Annotated in this window: 18 protein-coding genes; 14 read left to right on the top strand and 4 right to left on the bottom strand. The window is 36.3% G+C overall.

The genetic code is table 11. From position 1 onward, the window contains the following. Positions 1-4 precede the first annotated feature (4 nt). Positions 5-481, top strand: coding sequence for a cupin domain-containing protein (locus tag BLS98_RS20045; RefSeq protein ID WP_089738793.1), 477 nt, complete (start codon positions 5-7; stop codon positions 479-481). 342 nt (positions 482-823) lie between these two features. Here BLS98_RS20045 and BLS98_RS20040 read toward each other — a convergent pair whose 3' ends face one another. Both BLS98_RS20040 and BLS98_RS20035 read right to left on the bottom strand, forming a co-directional pair. After that, the gene (locus BLS98_RS20040) at positions 824-1,285 is read right to left on the bottom strand and encodes a thioredoxin family protein (RefSeq protein ID WP_089738791.1); all 462 of its coding nucleotides are present in this window, start codon (positions 1,283-1,285) and stop codon (positions 824-826) included. Beyond that, positions 1,282-3,351: a TonB-dependent receptor plug domain-containing protein gene (locus BLS98_RS20035; protein WP_089738789.1), complete on the bottom strand. Its 2,070-nt coding sequence runs from the start codon at positions 3,349-3,351 to the stop codon at positions 1,282-1,284. Before BLS98_RS20035 ends, BLS98_RS20040 begins: the two co-directional genes overlap by 4 nt. 122 nt (positions 3,352-3,473) lie before the next feature. On the opposite strand from BLS98_RS20035, the gene BLS98_RS20030 reads away from it, so the two are divergent. The 9 genes from BLS98_RS20030 to BLS98_RS19990 all read left to right on the top strand — a co-directional run bounded on the left by BLS98_RS20030 (position 3,474) and on the right by BLS98_RS19990 (position 13,291). Continuing rightward, positions 3,474-4,625, top strand: a complete 1,152-nt coding sequence (locus BLS98_RS20030) for a homogentisate 1,2-dioxygenase (protein WP_089738787.1) — start codon at positions 3,474-3,476, stop codon at positions 4,623-4,625. A 184-nt stretch (positions 4,626-4,809) separates the two neighbouring features. Then, the gene (locus tag BLS98_RS20025) at positions 4,810-6,321 is read left to right on the top strand and encodes a succinate CoA transferase (protein WP_089738785.1); all 1,512 of its coding nucleotides are present in this window, start codon (positions 4,810-4,812) and stop codon (positions 6,319-6,321) included. A 206-nt stretch (positions 6,322-6,527) separates the two neighbouring features. Further along, positions 6,528-7,802 (top strand): acetyl-CoA hydrolase/transferase family protein, encoded by a 1,275-nt coding sequence (locus tag BLS98_RS20020; RefSeq protein ID WP_089738784.1) that lies wholly within the window; start codon positions 6,528-6,530, stop codon positions 7,800-7,802. A gap of 138 nt (positions 7,803-7,940) precedes the next feature. Continuing rightward, positions 7,941-8,735, top strand: coding sequence for a hypothetical protein (locus BLS98_RS20015; RefSeq protein WP_089738781.1), 795 nt, complete (start codon positions 7,941-7,943; stop codon positions 8,733-8,735). 244 nt (positions 8,736-8,979) lie between these two features. Beyond that, positions 8,980-10,110, top strand: a complete 1,131-nt coding sequence (gene hppD, locus BLS98_RS20010; RefSeq protein WP_089738779.1) for a 4-hydroxyphenylpyruvate dioxygenase — start codon at positions 8,980-8,982, stop codon at positions 10,108-10,110. A gap of 73 nt (positions 10,111-10,183) precedes the next feature. After that, positions 10,184-10,645: a hypothetical protein gene (locus BLS98_RS20005; protein WP_089738777.1), complete on the top strand. Its 462-nt coding sequence runs from the start codon at positions 10,184-10,186 to the stop codon at positions 10,643-10,645. 57 nt (positions 10,646-10,702) lie between these two features. Continuing rightward, positions 10,703-11,950 carry a fumarylacetoacetase gene (gene fahA, locus BLS98_RS20000; RefSeq protein ID WP_089738774.1) on the top strand — a complete coding sequence of 416 codons (1,248 nt, stop codon included), beginning with the start codon at positions 10,703-10,705 and terminating at the stop codon, positions 11,948-11,950. Positions 11,951-11,986: 36 nt separating this feature from the next. Continuing rightward, a complete protein-coding gene (locus tag BLS98_RS19995; protein ID WP_089738773.1) occupies positions 11,987-12,394 on the top strand; it encodes a GxxExxY protein in 408 nt (135 codons plus the stop codon). Between the two features lie 75 nt (positions 12,395-12,469). Further along, on the top strand, positions 12,470-13,291 hold the full coding sequence (locus BLS98_RS19990) for a flavin reductase family protein (RefSeq protein ID WP_089738771.1): 822 nt from the start codon (positions 12,470-12,472) through the stop codon (positions 13,289-13,291). Between the two features lie 70 nt (positions 13,292-13,361). Here the strand turns inward: BLS98_RS19990 and BLS98_RS19985 are convergent, their stop codons facing one another. Both BLS98_RS19985 and BLS98_RS19980 read right to left on the bottom strand, forming a co-directional pair. Beyond that, positions 13,362-13,874: a hypothetical protein gene (locus BLS98_RS19985; RefSeq protein ID WP_089738769.1), complete on the bottom strand. Its 513-nt coding sequence runs from the start codon at positions 13,872-13,874 to the stop codon at positions 13,362-13,364. A gap of 93 nt (positions 13,875-13,967) precedes the next feature. Next, positions 13,968-14,810 (bottom strand): alpha/beta hydrolase family protein, encoded by an 843-nt coding sequence (locus BLS98_RS19980; protein ID WP_089738767.1) that lies wholly within the window; start codon positions 14,808-14,810, stop codon positions 13,968-13,970. A 61-nt stretch (positions 14,811-14,871) separates the two neighbouring features. On the opposite strand from BLS98_RS19980, the gene BLS98_RS19975 reads away from it, so the two are divergent. Genes BLS98_RS19975 through BLS98_RS19960 form a run of 4 tightly spaced genes read left to right on the top strand, consistent with a single transcriptional unit; the run spans position 14,872 to position 18,340 of the window. Further along, positions 14,872-16,125: a PKD domain-containing protein gene (locus tag BLS98_RS19975; RefSeq protein WP_089738765.1), complete on the top strand. Its 1,254-nt coding sequence runs from the start codon at positions 14,872-14,874 to the stop codon at positions 16,123-16,125. Between the two features lie 15 nt (positions 16,126-16,140). Then, a complete protein-coding gene (locus BLS98_RS19970; protein WP_089738764.1) occupies positions 16,141-16,914 on the top strand; it encodes a HipA family kinase in 774 nt (257 codons plus the stop codon). Beyond that, positions 16,901-17,284, top strand: coding sequence for a DUF3037 domain-containing protein (locus tag BLS98_RS19965; protein ID WP_089738761.1), 384 nt, complete (start codon positions 16,901-16,903; stop codon positions 17,282-17,284). The genes BLS98_RS19970 and BLS98_RS19965 overlap by 14 nt, the downstream gene beginning before the upstream one ends. A 21-nt stretch (positions 17,285-17,305) precedes the next feature. Further along, positions 17,306-18,340, top strand: coding sequence for an alpha/beta hydrolase (locus BLS98_RS19960; protein ID WP_089738759.1), 1,035 nt, complete (start codon positions 17,306-17,308; stop codon positions 18,338-18,340). The last annotated feature ends 177 nt before the right edge of the window (positions 18,341-18,517 follow it).

The raw sequence follows: 18,517 nt of genomic DNA, 5'->3' as shown, positions 1-18,517 counted from the left end.
ATCCATGAACAAAATACCAAGACGCATCGTAACCGGAATCAAAGACGGAAAATCAATTATCATAGAAGATCAACAGGTTGAAAACGCAATAGAACATTTCCCAGGGCTGATTGTCTCAGACATATGGAATACCCAGACAATGCCGGCAAGTTTAGATGTTGAAAACAAAATTCCCAACACTGGATTTCCACAAACCCCTAAAAATGGAACCTACTTCCGATATGTAGTCGTTCCACCGGATAAAGACTTAGGCGTTGAATTCAAGAAAGGAGAACCTCATCCGATGATGCATCAGACTCCAACATTAGATTACATTATCATTCTTTCCGGGGAGCTTTATCTGATTATGGAAGAAGGGGAAACTCTTCTGAAACCCGGAGATATTGTGATCCAAAGAGGTACCAATCATGCCTGGAGTAACAGATCTGATGAACCATGCATACAACTGGCCGTTTTGATTGATGCTGAAGGTAAAGAGTAAAAGATTTCCCACAGATCACACAAATTTCACAGATGCAAAAAAGATCTGCGAAATCTGTTCACTCTGCGAGAACCTTAAATAAACGGCTAATATTTTTCCACGAATGCACAAATAATATGATGCATGCTTAATTTCAGGTATAAAATCTATGTACCTATGTGGTTCAAAAAAATATTTAAACCACATAGGTACATAGAATCTTGTGCAAGGTGAACGTTTTTTATTCGTGCATTCGTGGCATTTAAAAAAGCAGTATAAAATTTTATCACAGATAAAATCCTTGCGCCCTAAAGACGTGTTGAATAGAAAAAGCTTAGCGCCTTAGCGCTTTCCAACAACAAATCATAAAGCGGAAATCTCCAGCAATTTTTCTTTCATTTTATCAGGAGTAAGCAATCCTTCCTGATAATAGACTAGCTTCTGGTTCTTATCCAAAAAAATCCACAACGGATAAACAGGCTGCTCTTTATTTTTAGATAGTGCCAGCGCCAATTCATGAATCCCTGAACTACCATTGGCTAAATATTCAAACTCCTGTCCCTGGAAGTTTATTTTCTCTCTCGTTTTTTCAGCCTCAAAATTAATCAGGTAAAAATGGTTGTTCATTATTTCCACCAGATCTTTATCCTTATTCAGTTTAAAGGACTCTATTTTACAAACACCACACCAATCCGTATAAAGATGGATTACCATGGGTTTTGGAGATTTTTTTTGCATAAGCTCCACTTCGGAAAAAGTCCCTGTCTTCATCTGAGACAGACAAAGACAGGGTACAAACATTAAAAATAAAGCTAAAATTTTCATTTCAGTGTATATTTCACTCCCAAGAACCCTCTGATGCCTTGCATAGGCGCATAGCCATATGCGGTATCGAAAGTATAGTGGTTTGGATTGCTAATTGGGTCATCAGCATGTTTATCAAATGGGTCAAAAGGCCTCATTAAGGGATCTTTAGGAGTAAAGTTGAATAAATTTTTCACCCCGCAATAAACTTCAAATCCGGATTTGAAGCTCTTTGAAACCTGAATATTTGCTAAAGAATAGAATGGTGAATACTCAGGACGGAAGTCATTCGGTAAAACAGGCAGTCTCATCGGGCCATAAAATTGTCCCGTGAAATCGACAGTCAGATTACTTAGGAATTTATAGGTTAAATTATAGGTGCCACTCCATTTTGGAGCGTGAAGTTGTTGTGTTTTTTGATCTTCGTTATCAAATTTCTGGTAAACATCGAGATAGGTTACTCCCAAATTGACGCTTAATGGAAATGAAAAACTGAAATCTACATTCAATGAAGCTCCTCTGGAAATTCCATATCCCTGAAGATTGTCATAGATGATTTTATTTGGATCAGAATCAAAATCCCCCACAATTTTATTACTGAAATAGGTATAAAATGCAGAAGCATCAAGATTCACCATACGGTTTCCAACAGGAATTTTCCAGATATAATTTACATTTCCGTTCACTGATCTTTCAGGCAGCAGATCAGACTTTACAATAACTTCTCTGGAACCCGTTAATGCTGCATGATCCTCTGTAAACAGATTCACGACTCTGAATCCTGTTCCAAAATTGAATCTTAAAGTATGATACGGATTCGGTGAGAATTTCCATGCAAATCTTGGGGAATGTACGGAATGATGAACCTTATCGTAATCATAACGGTATCCTAATAACAAGGTATTCTTATCATTGATCTCCCACTGATCCTGTATAAACGCTCCCCAGATCGGAGACTTCATGGGAGCGTTGGTTACTCCATCTGATCCCAAAGTTCCCGGAGTATTGTCATCATAAAAAGTTCTTTTAAACGTCAATCCTGCTGTAATATCATGTTTCCCGAAACTTCTGTCCCAATATGTTTGCACAAAGGCTACTTTCTGAAGCGCATTAAACGGATTAGCTCCATAAAAGGAATTTTGGTCATGGTAATTATAGGAAAACTGAGTAACGATATGTTCTTTCATTGGCCATTCATACAACCCGAAAACTTCCGCTCTGTTGGTATAAATACTTTCCCCATATACCTCATTGCTTCCACGAAAAGATTTATTCCATTGCATTTCACCTCCGAAACGATCTTCATACAAATATCTCAAAGCAAAACTCGCCTGTCTGTTTTCTTTCCTCTTAAAGTTCCATTTATTAAAAACGGAGATTCTGCTTTGTAAAGTAGTATCCGTAAAGTTATCCTTGTTCTGATCTATCTTTTCCTGAAAACTGAAATAATTTAAGCTTAATAATGAAGCTGCATTCTTTCCAATAGTAAACTTGGTGGAAAGATCCAGATTATTCTCAGCCCATGAACTGGTCATCATATCTACGCTCAACTTAGGAGCCGTTAAAGCATTTTTTGTAATAATATTAATAACACCACCCATTGCTTCAGAGCCATAAATGGAAGACGCAGGACCTTTTACCACTTCTATTCTGTCCACAAGACTATTAGGAATCCCACTTAGTCCATATACTGTAGAAAGAGAACTTACGATGGGCATTCCGTCAATCAAAATCATTGTATATGGCCCTTCCAAACCGTTAATGTGAATATCTCCTGTGTTACATACCGAACAGTTCAATTGTGGCTTTACTCCATTGACCATACTGATGGCTTCAAAAATACTTGGAGTAGGATTTTTCTGGAAAAATTTCTGACTGTAGATCTCAACAGCCACAGGACTTTTAGACCTGCTCATCGGTTTTATGGTTCCGGTAACCACTACATCATCAATAGTACTTGTCTTAAACTCCTTCTTTGAAACCTTTACAGAATCTGTGTTTTTATGTTGATTTAAACTTAAACTATCTGTCTCCTGTGCAAAACAATAGGAGGATAAAAAAGTAATAGAAAATAATATTCGCTTCATGAAATTAAAATTGTTAGGCAAATCTAACAATTATTTTTGAAACGCAAAACTTCTATATAAATATTTGATTCAGCCAATTCATGAAAAATGATTAAATTTGAGAAACTACATATGAAAGTAAAATGAGATATCATCTATTGGGAAACATCCCACAAAAAAGGCATACAGTCTTTAAATCTCCGGAAGATAAATTTTACTATGAACAACTTTTCGGAACCGAAGGTTTTCATGGGATCTCTTCTCTATTGTACCATATTCACCGCCCTACACAGATCAAATCAATCGGGGAACCGAAAGATGTAACTCCTAAAATTGCGGTGGAGAAAAATATTGCGCCAAGAATGTTCAAAGGAATGAATGTAACTCCTGAGGACGATTTCATGGACAGCCGTAAGATCCTCTTGATGAATAATGACCTGAAAATGGGATTGGCAAAGCCAAGAAAATCGATGGATTATTTCTACAAAAATGCTGAATGTGACGAACTTTTATTCGTACATGAAGGCACCGGAATTTTAAAAACTTTTGTAGGAGACCTTGAATTTGCAACCGGCGATTATCTTATTATTCCAAGAGGAACGATTTATCAGGTAGAATTACAATCTGAAAATACAGTATTCTTTGTACTGGAGAGCCACTCTCCTATTTACACTCCGAAAAGATACAGAAATGAATTCGGGCAGCTTTTGGAACATTCTCCGTTCTGCGAAAGAGATATGATTGCTCCTACTTTTAAAGAACCTGTTGACGAAAAAGGAGAATTCCTGATTAAAGTAAAAAAAGAAAACCAGATCACAGACTTTATCTATGCAACACATCCATTTGATGTTGTAGGCTGGGACGGATATTTTTATCCATATAAATTTAATATCAAAAACTTTGAGCCGATTACGGGAAGAATCCACCAACCGCCACCAGTACACCAGAATTTTGAAGCCCATAATTTTGTAGTATGTTCATTCTGTGCAAGAATGTACGACTATCACCCAATGGCTATTCCTGCTCCTTACAATCATTCCAATATTGATTCTGATGAGGTATTATTCTATACAGAAGGTGATTTCATGAGCCGTAATCATATTGACTTAATGGACTTCACACTTCACCCTGGCGGAATTGTTCACGGGCCACATCCGGGAGCTATGGAAAGAAGTATTGGTAAAAAATTCACGGAAGAATATGCGGTAATGGTAGACCCTTTCCGTCCGTTAAAAATTACGGAAGAAGCTTTAAAAGTGGAAGATCCGTCCTACAAAACTTCATGGTTAGAATAAAACAGTAGAAGATCTTTCTTATCATAGAGAAAAACTATTACTAAATACATACAAAAGACGCTTTAAATCCTTTATTTAAAGCGTCTTTTTTCGTAAATTTGTAAGGTATGGTTCACATATATTACCATCATTATTTTTCATAACGCATCCTAAGTAATGGTGGTTTAAAAAAAATCAATATTACATGTTAGAAAGAATCAGATTAGAAAGTTTACACGAAAAGGTAACTACAGCCGAAAATGCTGTAAAATTGATTAAAGACGGTATGATCATAGGATCTAGCGGCTTTACAAAAGCAGGTGACAGCAAAGCCATTTTGCCTGCACTCGCTGAAAGAGGAAAAACAGAAGATCTTAAAGTCACTTTAATGACCGGAGCTTCGCTGGGACACGGCACAGACGGAAAACTGGCGGAAGCTAATGTCTTAAAGAAAAGAATGCCGTTTCAGGTAGACCCTACTTTAAGGAACAAAATCAATAAAGGTGAAATTCTCTTCATCGATCAGCATTTAAGTGAAAGTGCCGAACTTCTTCACACCAAAAACCTTCAGAGCATTGACGTTGCTATTATTGAGGCTGCTTATATCGAAAGAGACGGAAGTATTGTTCCAACCACATCAGTGGGAAATTCAGTAACCTTTGCGGCTCTGGCTAAGAAAGTCATCATTGAAATCAATACGGAAGTTCCTGAAGAAGTCTATGGCATCCACGATATTTATCAGGCTGAAGATTATCCTTACAGAAATGTCATTCCCATTGTTGCTCCATGGAATAAAATCGGAAGAAAAAGTATTCCGGTTGATCCCAGTAAAATTGAAGCCATTGTTTTTACCAATCTTAAAGACAGCCCTGCCGATATTGCAGAACCTGACGAGAAAACAACAGCCATCGCCAAACACCTTCTTGCCTTCTTTGAAAATGAAGTTCAGCTAGGTCGTCTTACAGACAGATTGCTTCCTCTTCAGGCAGGAATCGGGAAAGTAGCCAATGCTGTGCTTACAGGATTTAAAGACAGTAATTTTTATGACTTAACCATGTTTTCTGAAGTTCTTCAGGATAGCACATTTGATCTGATTGATTCCGGTAAACTAAGTTTTGCATCTGCATCTTCTATTACCGTTTCTCAGGAATGCTATGAAAGAGTGTTAGGAAACCTTTCAAAATATAAAGACAAGTTTGTATTAAGACCTCAGAATATTTCCAATACTCCTGGACTAATTAGAAGATTAGGAGTAATAGCCATCAATACAGCAATCGAATTTGATATTTACGGAAATGTAAACTCAACTCATATTGGGGGAACAAAAATAATGAACGGAATCGGAGGTTCAGGAGATTTTGCAAGAAACGCTTACTTAAGTATTTTTGTAACACAGGCAGCATCCAAAGGAAACAATATTTCACACGTTCTGCCAATGGTTTCTCATACAGACCATACAGAGCACGATGTTGATATTTTGGTTACAGATGTAGGATTGGCTGATTTAAGAGGGCTAGCTCCAAGAGAAAGAGCACAAAAAATCATTGATAACTGTGTTCATCCTGATTACAGAGAAGAATTACAGTCTTATTTCGATAGAGCCTGTGAACGTGGAGGACATACGCCACACTTGCTGGAAGAAGCTTTCAGTTGGCACTTACGCTTCTCCGAAACCGGAAGTATGAAACAGAAAGTTGAGACTGAAGTTTCCAATTAGGAAATTTTACCAGCTTAGAGAATCTATAAAAGGATCAGATGTTATGCATTTGATCCTTTATTTTTTATTAAATTTAGATGATTCATTGATATGACAAAAGTCTTTTAATCTCCTTTACAATATTTGAAATAAATAGAGATTTTAAAGGTATCTTTGAGAAAGGTTAGGCAAAATTAGTCAGGAATTTTATAATAAAACAATAAAATATGAATAATTACATCAGCGCAGAAGAAGCGATATATACAATAAAAAGTGGTAACCGTGTATTTTTCCACGGTAGCGCATGTACTCCCAATTATCTGATCGATGAAATGGCAAGACAAGCTCACCGATTAGACAATGTAGAAATGGTTTCTATTACCCAACAGGGAAATATAGAAATTGCAAAACCAGAGTACAAAGACAAATTCTTTATCAATTCTTTATTCGTATCTACGCCGGTTCGTGATGCTGTAAATTCAGACAGAGGCGACTTTGTTCCTGTATTTTTAAGTGAAATTCCTATTTTATTCAGAAAAAATATACTTCCACTAGACGTTGCACTGATAACCGTTTCTCCACCGGACAGACATGGTTTCTGTACATTGGGAACCTCCGTGGACATTGCAAGAGCTGCTGTAGATACAGCGAAAACCATTGTTGCAATCGTTAACCCAAGAATGCCGCGAACCCATGGAGATGGTATGATTCACATCAGCAGAATTCATAAATTGGTTTGGCATGAAGAAGAACTTCATACAGTAGATTACAGTTCAAAAGTTGGTCCTGAAGAAATGCTGGTAGGAAAAAATGTAGCTGAACTTATCGAAGACCGTTCTACCCTCCAAATGGGTATCGGAACTATTCCTGATGCCGTTTTGCAATGTTTGCATAACCATAAAGACCTTGGAATCCACACAGAAATGCTGAGTGATGGAGTGATAGATCTTATTCAGAATGATGTAATTAATAACAAATATAAAGGCTACAACGATAATAAAACCATTACCAGCTTTTGTTTCGGAACCAGAAAACTGTATGATTATGTGGATGATAACACAGTATTTGCTTTCAGAGATGTAAGTGAAGTCAACTTCCCAATCAATATCATGAAGAATAAAAAACTGGTAGCCATTAACTCTGCGATTGAAATAGACCTTACCGGACAAGTATGCGCCGACTCTATCGGAACCTTACAATACAGTGGTATCGGTGGCCAGATGGACTTTATGCGTGGTGCAGCCCTAAGTGAGGATGGAAAACCTATCATCGCCATCACAGCAAGAACAAAAAAAGGAGTTTCAAGGATTGTTCCTTTCCTGAAACAAGGTGCAGGTGTGGTGACCACAAGAGGTCATATTCATTATGTAGTTACAGAATACGGAACCGCTTACCTGTATGGGAAAAACCTTCGCCAGAGAGCACAGGAGCTCATTAGCATTGCTCATCCTGATGATAGAGAGATGCTTGAAAGAGCTGCTTTCGAAAGGTTTAAGCACTGATAATCAAGAATTAATATATTTTAACTTTAATTTTTATTTAGAATTTAAAAATATATCTTTAACTTATACCAAGAAATCATAAAAAAGCCTTAATATTTTGGCAGTATTTTTGATAAAAACCTTTTTAAAACAAGGAAATTGAAGACTATATATAATTCGATACGAGAAGAAGTAGTAAAGCATTCGAAGGTAAGGAATTCTGTTTTGGGGAATGTGAATGAATGGAAGAGAAGCCATTATATTATTCTTTCCGAAATCATTAAAGATGAACTTTCTGAAGCTGAAGAACTTAAAGGGGGTAAAAAGTTTGAAATCGGGACTACGATTTCCCATGTTACTCTACAGCGTTTTTTTGAAAACGACTATCAGGACAAAACGCATAGCGATCTAAGGTTCTTAAAAACCTTGGATAAAATATGTATTTTCCTGGGTTATAAAGACCTTAATGACTATATCCTTTCTATAAGGCATAAAAAGAAAAATCAGGATGAAGCTGATGATGTCTCATCAATGACCAGGTTGGTTTATGATTATTGTGAAAAGGCTTTTGAGTTCTGCAAACAGTTTCCCAATCATAATACCGATCTTTTCAAAGATTTGGTATTTGATGACTCTCCGTTTTTAGAAAGAATTTCACAGTTCAGTAGAGAACTTTGTGAAAAAGACTTTCAACTGGTAACTAAGAATAACCGGTCCAACTATGAAGTTTTTGATATCCAAACCGTTACAGACGGACCGGATAAAAAAATATTGGAATCTCAGGAATTCTGGAATCTATTGTTCAAGGTAGGAGAAACCGGAGAAGAACACTTTGTTAACCAACTTAGTACACAGATTTATTTCTTTAAGAAAATAGATAACACCTGGAAGATCTGGGACAATTACAACCCGGATGCAGGAATGCTCAACAGAAAGATAGAAACCACAGTATAAAAACTAAAATAAGAAAGCCGCAGATAATCTCTGCGGCTTTCATGTTCGAAATATTTTTTTCTCACTTGTTTTTTGTAATACAAATGTAAGCACCTTATTTCAAACTTAAGAAACTTAAATATACTTAAGTGAACACTTCTTGAACTTTATGTTAAATATATTCAATGAATAGGCCGTAATATTTTCGCTATATCCAAGAATTTTGTAATTTGCATACCAATAAAATAAAAGTAAAAGAGAAAATATGTCAACACTTACATTTGCCGAGAAAATTGCTCAAGCAGAAAATTTCTTACCGATTAACGGTACAGATTATATTGAGTTTTATGTAGGAAATGCAAAACAGGCTGCCCATTATTACAAAACCGCATTCGGTTTTCAGTCTGTAGCATATGCGGGTCCTGAAACAGGAGTTAGAGACCGCGCATCTTATGTGCTTCAACAGGGGAAAATCAGATTGGTCCTTACAACAGGTCTTAAATCTGACTCTCTTATCAGCGAACACGTAAAAAAACATGGTGACGGAGTAAAAATTTTGGCACTTTGGGTAGATGACGCGTATGCAGCTTTCGAAGAAACAACTAAAAGAGGTGGAAAACCTTATTTAGAGCCAGTAACTTTAACTGACGAGCATGGTGAAGTAAGAATGTCCGGAATTTATACGTACGGAGAAACAGTTCACATGTTTATTGAAAGAACAAATTACAACGGAGCTTTCATGCCTGGGTATGAGAAATGGGAAAGTGACTACAAGCCTGAAGAAGCTGGTTTATTGTATGTAGACCACTGCGTAGGAAACGTAGACTGGAACAGAATGATCCCTACTGTAGAATGGTATGAAAAAGTAATGGGATTTGTAAACATCCTTTCGTTTGATGATAAGCAGATCAACACAGAATATTCTGCTTTGATGTCTAAAGTAATGTCTAACGGAAACGGATATGCAAAATTCCCTATCAACGAGCCTGCAGAAGGTAAAAAGAAATCTCAGGTAGAAGAATATCTTGATTTCTACGAGGGAGAAGGTGTACAGCACATTGCTGTAGCAACAAAAGATATCATCCATACCGTAACCGAACTTAAAAAACGTGGTGTAGAGTTCCTTTCTGCTCCACCAGAGGCTTATTACGACATGGTTCCTGAAAGAGTAGGTCATATTGATGAAGATCTTAAAAAACTTCAGGACTTAGGTATACTTATTGATCATGATGAAGAAGGATATCTGTTACAGATCTTTACGAAGCCTGTAGAAGACCGTCCTACTCTATTCTTCGAAATTATTGAAAGACATGGTGCACAGAGTTTTGGTGCCGGAAACTTCAAAGCATTGTTCGAAGCATTGGAAAGAGAGCAGGAAAGAAGAGGAAATCTTTAATTTTACAACCAAAAATACTAAGTTTTGTCAGGATGCAAGGTTCTGACAAAACTTTTTTATAAAACACAGCATAATGAGAAAACTTTTAATTGGAATTTTATTCTTTGGAACCTTAGGTGTGAAAGCACAATACGGATCGCTGAATGCAATTCTAGACCGACTTGAAGCAAGAAAAGGGATCAATCAGAATCTTGAAAAGGTAGATATTGACAACAAAAAGTTTGTTTTCATTAAAGATGAAGCAGACCATACGGAAAGAGATTTTATTGTTATCAAAGGGAACAATGCAACCTATGTGGAGGTTTTTGATGATAAAGCTACCGGAGAAAGCAGTTCCAATGTTTTTACAGGTGATATTATCAGAAAAAAGAACATCATTTCCTTACGGGCAGATGTACTTGAAGGTAAAAAAATCCCTATGCCTGTCACAAAAACACTATTGCTTACCCAACAGGACAATATTCTCTACCTCATCGATATTAATACCAGAGCCCGATGGATTGATGAAGCTTCTTACTCAAAAAAGGCAAAATAAACATCTTAGGGGAAAGTTTCTCAGGATGATATTTTAATCTAACTAAAATCTAAACTTATGAAATCATTTGTAGACTATTCCTCAAACTCGGATTTTTCTATACACAATATTCCTTTCGGAGTGGCAGTATTCAACAAAGAATATATCGGATGCTGCACAAGAATCGGAGATCAGGTTATTGATCTTGCAACCCTTTATGACCTTGGTTATTTCGAAGACATTGAAGGATTGGACGACAATGTGTTTGAAGCCTATACAATCAATGAATTTATCGAACTAGGTAAACCAGTTACCAACGCGGTTCGTACCAAAATCCAAACCTTATTACAGGAAGGTTCTGCATTGTCAAAAGACCAAAAAACTATTGAAGACGCATTTTATGACCTTGATAAGGTAAAAATGATGATGCCGGTTCACATTCCGAATTATACAGACTTCTATAGCAGCATTGAACACGCTACCAATGTAGGAAAGATGTTGCGTGACCCAGCTAATGCTTTATTACCTAACTGGAAGCATTTACCGGTAGGTTACCACGGAAGAGCTTCTTCTATCGTTGTTTCAGAAACGGAAATCAACCGTCCAAAAGGTCAGATGAAACCTGCTGATGCAGACAAACCAGTTTTCGGGCCTTGCAAGCAATTAGATTTTGAATTGGAAATGGCTTTCATCATCAACAAAAATACAGAGATGGGAGAAAGTATTTCTACTAAAGATGCTGAAGATGCGATCTTCGGAATGGTTGTCTTCAACGACTGGTCTGCAAGAGATATTCAAGCTTGGGAATATGCTCCGCTTGGGCCTTTCCTTGCGAAAAACTTCGGTTCGTCTATTTCTCCATGGGTAGTTACTCTTGAAGCTTTAGAACCATTCAGAACTTCTTCCCCTACACAGGATCCTGAGGTTTTGGAGTATTTAAAATTTGAAGGTGACAAAAACTACGATATTAACCTTGAAGTATATATCCAACCTGAAAACGGAGAGCAAAACCTAGTCTGTGAAAGCAACTACAAATACATGTACTGGAACATGGCACAGCAATTAGCACATCATACCATCAACGGATGCAACATGGAAGTGGGTGATATGTATGCAAGCGGAACGATCTCAGGAAGTGATCCTAAGTCTTTCGGTTCTATGATGGAATTAACATGGAGAGGTCAAAATCCTTTATCATTAAGTAACGGTGAAGAAAGAAAATTCATTGAAGATAATGATACGGTTACCATGAAAGCTTGGGCTGAAAAAGATGGGGTGAGAGTAGGTTTCGGTGAAGTTTCCGGTAAAATTATCCCAACACTTTAAAAATAAGATTTAACCACAAAAGTCACAAAAGAATTTATGGTTACACAGTCATATTTAACTGATTTGACCTATAAGATAAACGGCGCCTGCATAGAAGTTCACAAAATTCTGGGCGCCGGTTTATTAGAAAGTGTATACCATAAATGCTTGGAAGAAGAATTCAAATTAAGAAATATTAATTTTAAATCTGAGTTGAAAGTTCCTGTAAATTATAAAGGAAAAGAAATTGAATGTGATTTCTTTTGCGATTTTTTAGTGGAAGATTTAATTGTCATTGAACTGAAATCAGTCGTTCAATTAAATGATATTCACCGGGCTCAACTTTTAAACTATATCAACTTAATGAAGAAACCTAAAGGCATCCTGGTGAATTTTAATGTAAAAAATCTTTATCATGACGGACAGGAAACTTTTGTCAACAAATATTACGACATGCTTTTTTGAGCTTTAAAGATTAATAATATTTACTTAAAAAACTTTTGTGACTTTTGTGGTTATATAATTTTGTAACTATAAAATATGAAAACAGTAATACCTTCCGAGCTAACCTCCGTACAACTTCAAACCATTATGCAGACTGCCGTTTCACCACGTCCTATTGCATTGGCTTCTACGGTGGATAAAGACGGTAATCATAACTTATCTCCATTCAGTTTTTTCAATATGTTCAGTACGGTTCCTCCCATTCTGATCTTCTCACCATCAAGGAGAGTGCGTGATAATACCACGAAACATACCCTTGAAAATGTATTGGAAGTTCCTGAGGTTGTTATTGGAACTGTAAATTTTCCAATTGTACAGCAGATTTCTTTAGCTTCTACAGAATATGAAACAGGTGTCAATGAGTTTGTAAAGTCTGGTCTTACCATGAAAGATGCCGATCTTGTGAAGCCTAAACTGATTGAAGAATGCCCCGTAAACTTTGAATGTAAAGTTTTAGAGGTAAAATCTTTAGGAGACCAAGGTGGAGCGGGAAATCTTGTGATTTGTGAAGTTCAGAAAATCCATATCCGTGAAGAATATTTGAATGAAACTGGAAATTTAGACCAGCAAAAACTGGATATGGTAGCTCGTTTAGGCAGCAACTGGTATTCCAGAAGTAATGAAAGCAGTCTTTTTGAGGTTCCTAAACCTTTGGTAACAAAAGGAATTGGTTTTGATCTTTTACCGGATGCTATCAAATACAGCCAGGTATTTACAGGAAACGACTTGGGAATGCTGGCGAATGTTGAAGTACTACCTTCCGGAGAATACCATTCAGATGAAAATGTTCATCAGAATGCTCAAAAACTCTTGCTAGAAAGTAAAATTGAGGAAGCCTGGAAGATTTTAATTAAATAATCTCAATCTATTCAATAAAAAAGGAGTGAAAATTTCACTCCTTTTGTATTTTATAATAATCTAAAATGTTTTATTTTGTTTTCAGAGCCTCTGACACTGTGATTTTTCCTTTTTCTGCAAAATCCGTTATTTTACCGTCTTTATCAATGGAAACATTCAGATTATCATTTTTAGAGTCATAATAAATGTACGTTGCATATCCCGGGCAATCATGTTGTTTACATCCATGAAGTTTATAAATCCCATTATCAGATACAATAGGCCCCTCCACATTAAAGTTTTTGAGCATCACATCATATTCTTTTCCAACGAGTTTTTTCACTCTTTCTGCAAAGCTTTTATCTTCAAATAATTTGATATCATGAGGATACTTTTCATCATTTTTGGTGATGATTTCAAGAGTAGCCACTGTTGAAGCTACAGCTTTCACTGAATCCGTCTTTGGAGCTACAGTAGAGTCTTTTGGCAGAACGGTAGCCAGCGTATCTGTACTTACAGAAGATTGAGTGTTAGCATCTTTTTTACAGGAAACAACAGTTCCTAACATCATCAGCACTACTGCGCTCGTAATAACTTTTTTCATAATAATATTTAGTATAGTGGTTAATCTGCTATAACGTGATTATAACCATTTTATTTTAAATTTTCTACTTTGTTTCAAAGCCTCCGGAGGCTTCTATTTTAGATTTTTAACTAAAAAATCAATGCTTTTTTCTATTACTCTGTTCAGATCATTTGGCAAATTGGAATCACCCCAAGGTTCTTTTGCTCCAAAGGTGTGATTTCCGCCTTCAATAAGGAAAAGCTCTGAATTCGGATTCAGGATATGAAGATGTTCTGCATGTTTTACCTCTACAGCTTCATCCTCCGTCCCATGAATAATCAGCATATAAGCTTTAGCCATTTCTGCAGCTCGTTCTACATCAAAACGATGTATATTCTTTTCATAATCTTCATAAAACTGGTAGTAATGGGGCATTTCCTGTTTGGTACGTCCATTTAAAGCATAGTAAATACCTTCCTTTTTCCAATTTTCAAAAAAGTCACCTGTTGGAAAGCGATCCAGCGTATCTACACTGGCCAGCGTAATCAATCCGTTGATTCTTTCATCCTCAAAAGTTTTCACAATGGAAATTCCTCCTCCTCTGCTATGACCAATTAGAACTATCTTATCCTGATCGACGTGCGGATTCTGAATAAAATGATCAATCACCACACCAAGATCAGATAATTCTTTGGAATAATTGTTATTTCCGAAAGCCTCAAGATCAGCAAAATGATGAGGATCATCTTCCGTTGTTCCGTTGTGAGAAAAATTAAACTTCACGAAAAAAAAACCGGCTTCAGCAAACTTTTGGGCCATTAAATCCCATGCACCCCAATCTTTATAACCTTTATAGCCATGAACAAAGATAACCAAAGGCAGTTTTTTTTGAGTGTCATTGTAAAAAGCATCAGCAAGAAAACCTTTTGTTTCTTTATTTTCTAAATAAATATTCTTTTCACTAATCAAATTCATAAAATAATTGGCTTTTATTCAATATTCTTTATATTTAGTATCCTAATTTTAATTGAAATTTATGAAAAAAACTCTACTCTTTTTATTTTTAATTGTCTTTTCTGCTGCCTTTAGCCAGATCACCAAAAAAGTATTCTTTATTGGGAACAGTTATACCTATTTTAATGACTTACCAATTTTGGTTCAAGATATAGCCCAATCTACAGGGGATATTCTGGAACACCAAAGCCAGACTCCGGGAGGGTCTACTCTTCAACAACATATAAACAGTACTACTATTGCTACCCTTATGCAAGGAAACTGGGATTATGTAGTATTACAGGAACAGAGCCAACTTCCTTCTCTTACAGATCAGCAGGTTCAAACTCAGGTATATCCTTATGCTGCTCAGCTTTCTGACTTTGTGAAGAATACCAATGGCTGTGGCAATGTTATTTTCTACATGACCTGGGGCCGTAAAAACGGAGATGCTTCACGTTGCTCTGTACAGCCTTCTGTTTGCACCTATGAAGGAATGGATGATCTGATTTCTAAACATTATATAGAAATGGCAATGGACAATGAAGCGATACTTTCTCCTGTTGGTAAAGTCTGGAGAGCGATAAGAGAACTAGATCCAGCTTTGGAGCTTTATAATTTAGATGAATCACACCCTAGTTATATTGGTTCAATGGTCGCAGCTTATACCTTCTACACGGTAATATTTAAGAAAGATCCTACGCTTGCTCCCTACAACGGAACTCTGATCCCAGGACAGGCACAGTTCATTAAAAATATGGTAAAAACGATTGTCTATGATTCAATGGATACCTGGAATATCCCTTCCAATGATGTACACAGCAGGTTTACCTATCAGGCTACCAGTACCCATACCATTAAGTTCACTAATAAAACCAAAAACGCTACCACTTATGGATGGGATTTCGGAGATGGTACAACTTCCACACTGGAAAATCCTGAACATACTTACAATGCTCCTGGAAATTATCTGGTAAAACTAACCAGTAATTCATGCAACTCAAATACTACAAAAACAAAACATGTAACGGTTGGCAATTTGGGAACTAAGGACTTAGATATTGAAGATCCGGCTCAGATCTACCCTAACCCTACACAGAACGACATTAACATTATCACCAAAAAGAAAACAGAGATTCTCTCACTTACCGATGCCAGTGGAAGGGTAATATCTTATCAAATGAATAAGACCAATTCCGGTTATACGATACAGCTCCATCATTTATCTGTGGGAGTTTATTTTTTAAAGTATAAAATAGGAGAAAAAGAATTCATTAAAAAAATTATAAAAAAATAACCTTATTTTTGCTTCATGCAGAATTTAAGAACGGTAACTGTGATGCGTTACATTCTGCCATTGAGAGAGGGAGGTTCACTTCCTGCTCTGGCAGAAGCTGATGATGATTTTAAATATGTCTTAAAATTCCGTGGCGCAGGTCATGGAGTTAAGATGCTGATCTCTGAGTTTTTAGGAGGAAAGATTACAGAAGCTTTAGGATTAAAGATTCCTGAGCTGGTTTTTATTAATCTTGATGCAGACTTTGGAAGAACGGAAGCAGATGAGGAAATACAGGATTTATTAAAGTATTCTGAGGGTTTGAATCTCGGCTTGCACTATCTGTCCGGTTCCATCACCTATGATCCCGGAGTGAGTGTTGATCCGCTTCTGGCTTCAAAAATTGTATGGTTGGATGCTTTCATCACCAATATTGACCGTACCTTTAAGAATACGAATATGCTGATGTGGCATAAAGAACTTTGGATCATTGATAATGGAGCTTCATTCTATTTCCACCACTCATGGCAAAATTTTGATGCTGCAGCCAAAACTCCGTTCAAATACGTGAAAGACCATGTTCTTCTTCCTAAAGCCAATAAGCTTGATGAAGCAGATAAGTTTGCTCATGAAATACTGAATGAAACGCTTTTCAGAGATATTGTCAATGCTATTCCTGAAGATTGGTTGCATTGGAATGATGCGGATGAAACACCTGATGAGATCCGTGAAATTTATTTTCAATTCTTGAAAACCAGATTAGAAAATTCTCAAATCTTTGTAAACGAAGCTAAAAATGCAAGAGGATAAAATATATGAATATGCGGTAATACGCTTGGTACCAAAAGTTGAAAGAGAAGAATTTTTCAATATCGGATTGGTGATGTTTTCTAAAAAGGAAAAATTCATCCGGGTTGAATTCTATCTATGTCCTGATAAATTTAAGCTGATGCAGAGCAAGCTGGATTATGATGATATTATTCAAAACCTTGCAAGCTTTCAGAAAATAGCTAACGGAGATAAAGATGGCGGGCCTATTGCCTTTCTTGAAATTCCGGAGCGTTTCCGATGGCTAACAGCTGTAAGAAGTGCTGTGGTACAAACCTCCAGACCTCATCCAGGAAAATCTAAGGATCTGAATATTACTTTTGGTAAACTTTTTGAAGAGTTAGTAAAGTAATCAATTCCTTTAAAAAATTTTATGCAATCATCTAAAAACAACATATCAATCAACAGGTTTATCACAAACCTGTTTTTTGTTTTATTTTTAAGTTTTTCAGGTTTATTTTTTTCACAATCATTTTCACAATCTCCCACTCAGAAGAAACATGTAAAAAGCACCTTGCTTCCTGAGATCACAGCACTTACTGAAAACATTGTATATAAAACCAGTAAAAAAGGAGACTCCATTAAGCTGGATCTTTATATGCCAAGAAATGCTTCTGCTGAAAAAATCCCTGTACTGATCTATGTTCATGGTGGTGGCTGGATAGAAGGTAATAAAGAAATCCACGCTGATGATTACGTTGAAAATACGATCAAAAAACTGACTGTCAAGCAATATGCTGTCATCAGTATCAATTATACTCTTCTTAATGAAAAAACTCATTTTCCATTACCCTTGGAAGATACTAAGGATGCCATAAGATGGGTTAGAAAGAATGCCGAGAAATATAACTTTGACACCAATAATATTGGGCTTTTTGGAGCTTCCGCCGGAGCACATTTATCATTAATGGCCGCTTATTCTCCAGACAATGCTTTTACGGGAAGCCCTGAGCTTTCGCCTTATTCTGCAAAGGTAAATTATGTAATAGACCACTATGGACCAGCTGATTTGAATAAGCTTTTTCATACCAAATTGGGAACTATCCCGGTTTCTCTGGTTAAAATGATATCAAAAAAAATTGTAGATCTTCAGCAAGGACTTGTAAAAGGAATTTCCGGCTATGACCTAAACAAAGATCAGGAAAGAGCAATTGCCTATTTAAAAACCGTATCTCCCGTTACTTATACTTCAACGGGTGTTCCTACATTGATTGTTCAGGGAAATCAGGATAAAATAGTTCCTTTAAGCCAATCAAAAAAATTACACAGAAAATTAAAACGAGCAAACGTTGAAACGTCTTTACTTGTCATTGATAAAGGGGTTCATGGTTTTTCAACCACAGATAAGGATACGCTGGATAAAATGACAGACCAAATGGTAGAATTCATTATTTCACAGAAAAAATAATATATATCACTCAATACAATTAAATATAAAATACTGTAAATAAGATATTTAAACAAAAACAAAACAACAAATCTGCTAGATTGATATACATATTAATATTTTTTACCTTAAAAATAATTACCTTGGCCATTGCTTAAGTTATTCACAACAAAAATAGCATTTCAATTAATTATTCAT

It is taken from the genome of Chryseobacterium jejuense (genome assembly GCF_900100075.1).
Taxonomy (GTDB): Bacteria; Bacteroidota; Bacteroidia; order Flavobacteriales; family Weeksellaceae; genus Chryseobacterium; species Chryseobacterium jejuense.
The sequence above is the reverse complement of the archived record's forward strand: the minus strand, read 5'-3'. Positions and strand labels throughout refer to the sequence as shown.

Bases quoted from the DNA above. Each gene is read 5' to 3' on its own strand.
- BLS98_RS19965 (WP_089738761.1), top strand. From the start codon at position 16,901: ATGCAAGAGGATAAAATATATGAATATGCGGTAATACGCTTGGTACCA.
- BLS98_RS20020 (WP_089738784.1), top strand. From the start codon at position 6,528: ATGAATAATTACATCAGCGCAGAAGAAGCGATATATACAATAAAAAGT.
- BLS98_RS19990 (WP_089738771.1), top strand. From the start codon at position 12,470: ATGAAAACAGTAATACCTTCCGAGCTAACCTCCGTACAACTTCAAACC.
- BLS98_RS20045 (WP_089738793.1), top strand. From the start codon at position 5: ATGAACAAAATACCAAGACGCATCGTAACCGGAATCAAAGACGGAAAA.
- BLS98_RS20005 (WP_089738777.1), top strand. From the start codon at position 10,184: ATGAGAAAACTTTTAATTGGAATTTTATTCTTTGGAACCTTAGGTGTG.
- BLS98_RS19995 (WP_089738773.1), top strand. From the start codon at position 11,987: ATGGTTACACAGTCATATTTAACTGATTTGACCTATAAGATAAACGGC.
- BLS98_RS19970 (WP_089738764.1), top strand. From the start codon at position 16,141: ATGCAGAATTTAAGAACGGTAACTGTGATGCGTTACATTCTGCCATTG.
- BLS98_RS19980 (WP_089738767.1), bottom strand. From the start codon at position 14,810: ATGAATTTGATTAGTGAAAAGAATATTTATTTAGAAAATAAAGAAACA.
- BLS98_RS20040 (WP_089738791.1), bottom strand. From the start codon at position 1,285: ATGAAAATTTTAGCTTTATTTTTAATGTTTGTACCCTGTCTTTGTCTG.
- BLS98_RS19960 (WP_089738759.1), top strand. From the start codon at position 17,306: ATGCAATCATCTAAAAACAACATATCAATCAACAGGTTTATCACAAAC.
- fahA (WP_089738774.1), top strand. From the start codon at position 10,703: ATGAAATCATTTGTAGACTATTCCTCAAACTCGGATTTTTCTATACAC.
- BLS98_RS20035 (WP_089738789.1), bottom strand. From the start codon at position 3,351: ATGAAGCGAATATTATTTTCTATTACTTTTTTATCCTCCTATTGTTTT.
- BLS98_RS20025 (WP_089738785.1), top strand. From the start codon at position 4,810: ATGTTAGAAAGAATCAGATTAGAAAGTTTACACGAAAAGGTAACTACA.
- BLS98_RS19975 (WP_089738765.1), top strand. From the start codon at position 14,872: ATGAAAAAAACTCTACTCTTTTTATTTTTAATTGTCTTTTCTGCTGCC.
- hppD (WP_089738779.1), top strand. From the start codon at position 8,980: ATGTCAACACTTACATTTGCCGAGAAAATTGCTCAAGCAGAAAATTTC.
- BLS98_RS19985 (WP_089738769.1), bottom strand. From the start codon at position 13,874: ATGAAAAAAGTTATTACGAGCGCAGTAGTGCTGATGATGTTAGGAACT.
- BLS98_RS20030 (WP_089738787.1), top strand. From the start codon at position 3,474: ATGAGATATCATCTATTGGGAAACATCCCACAAAAAAGGCATACAGTC.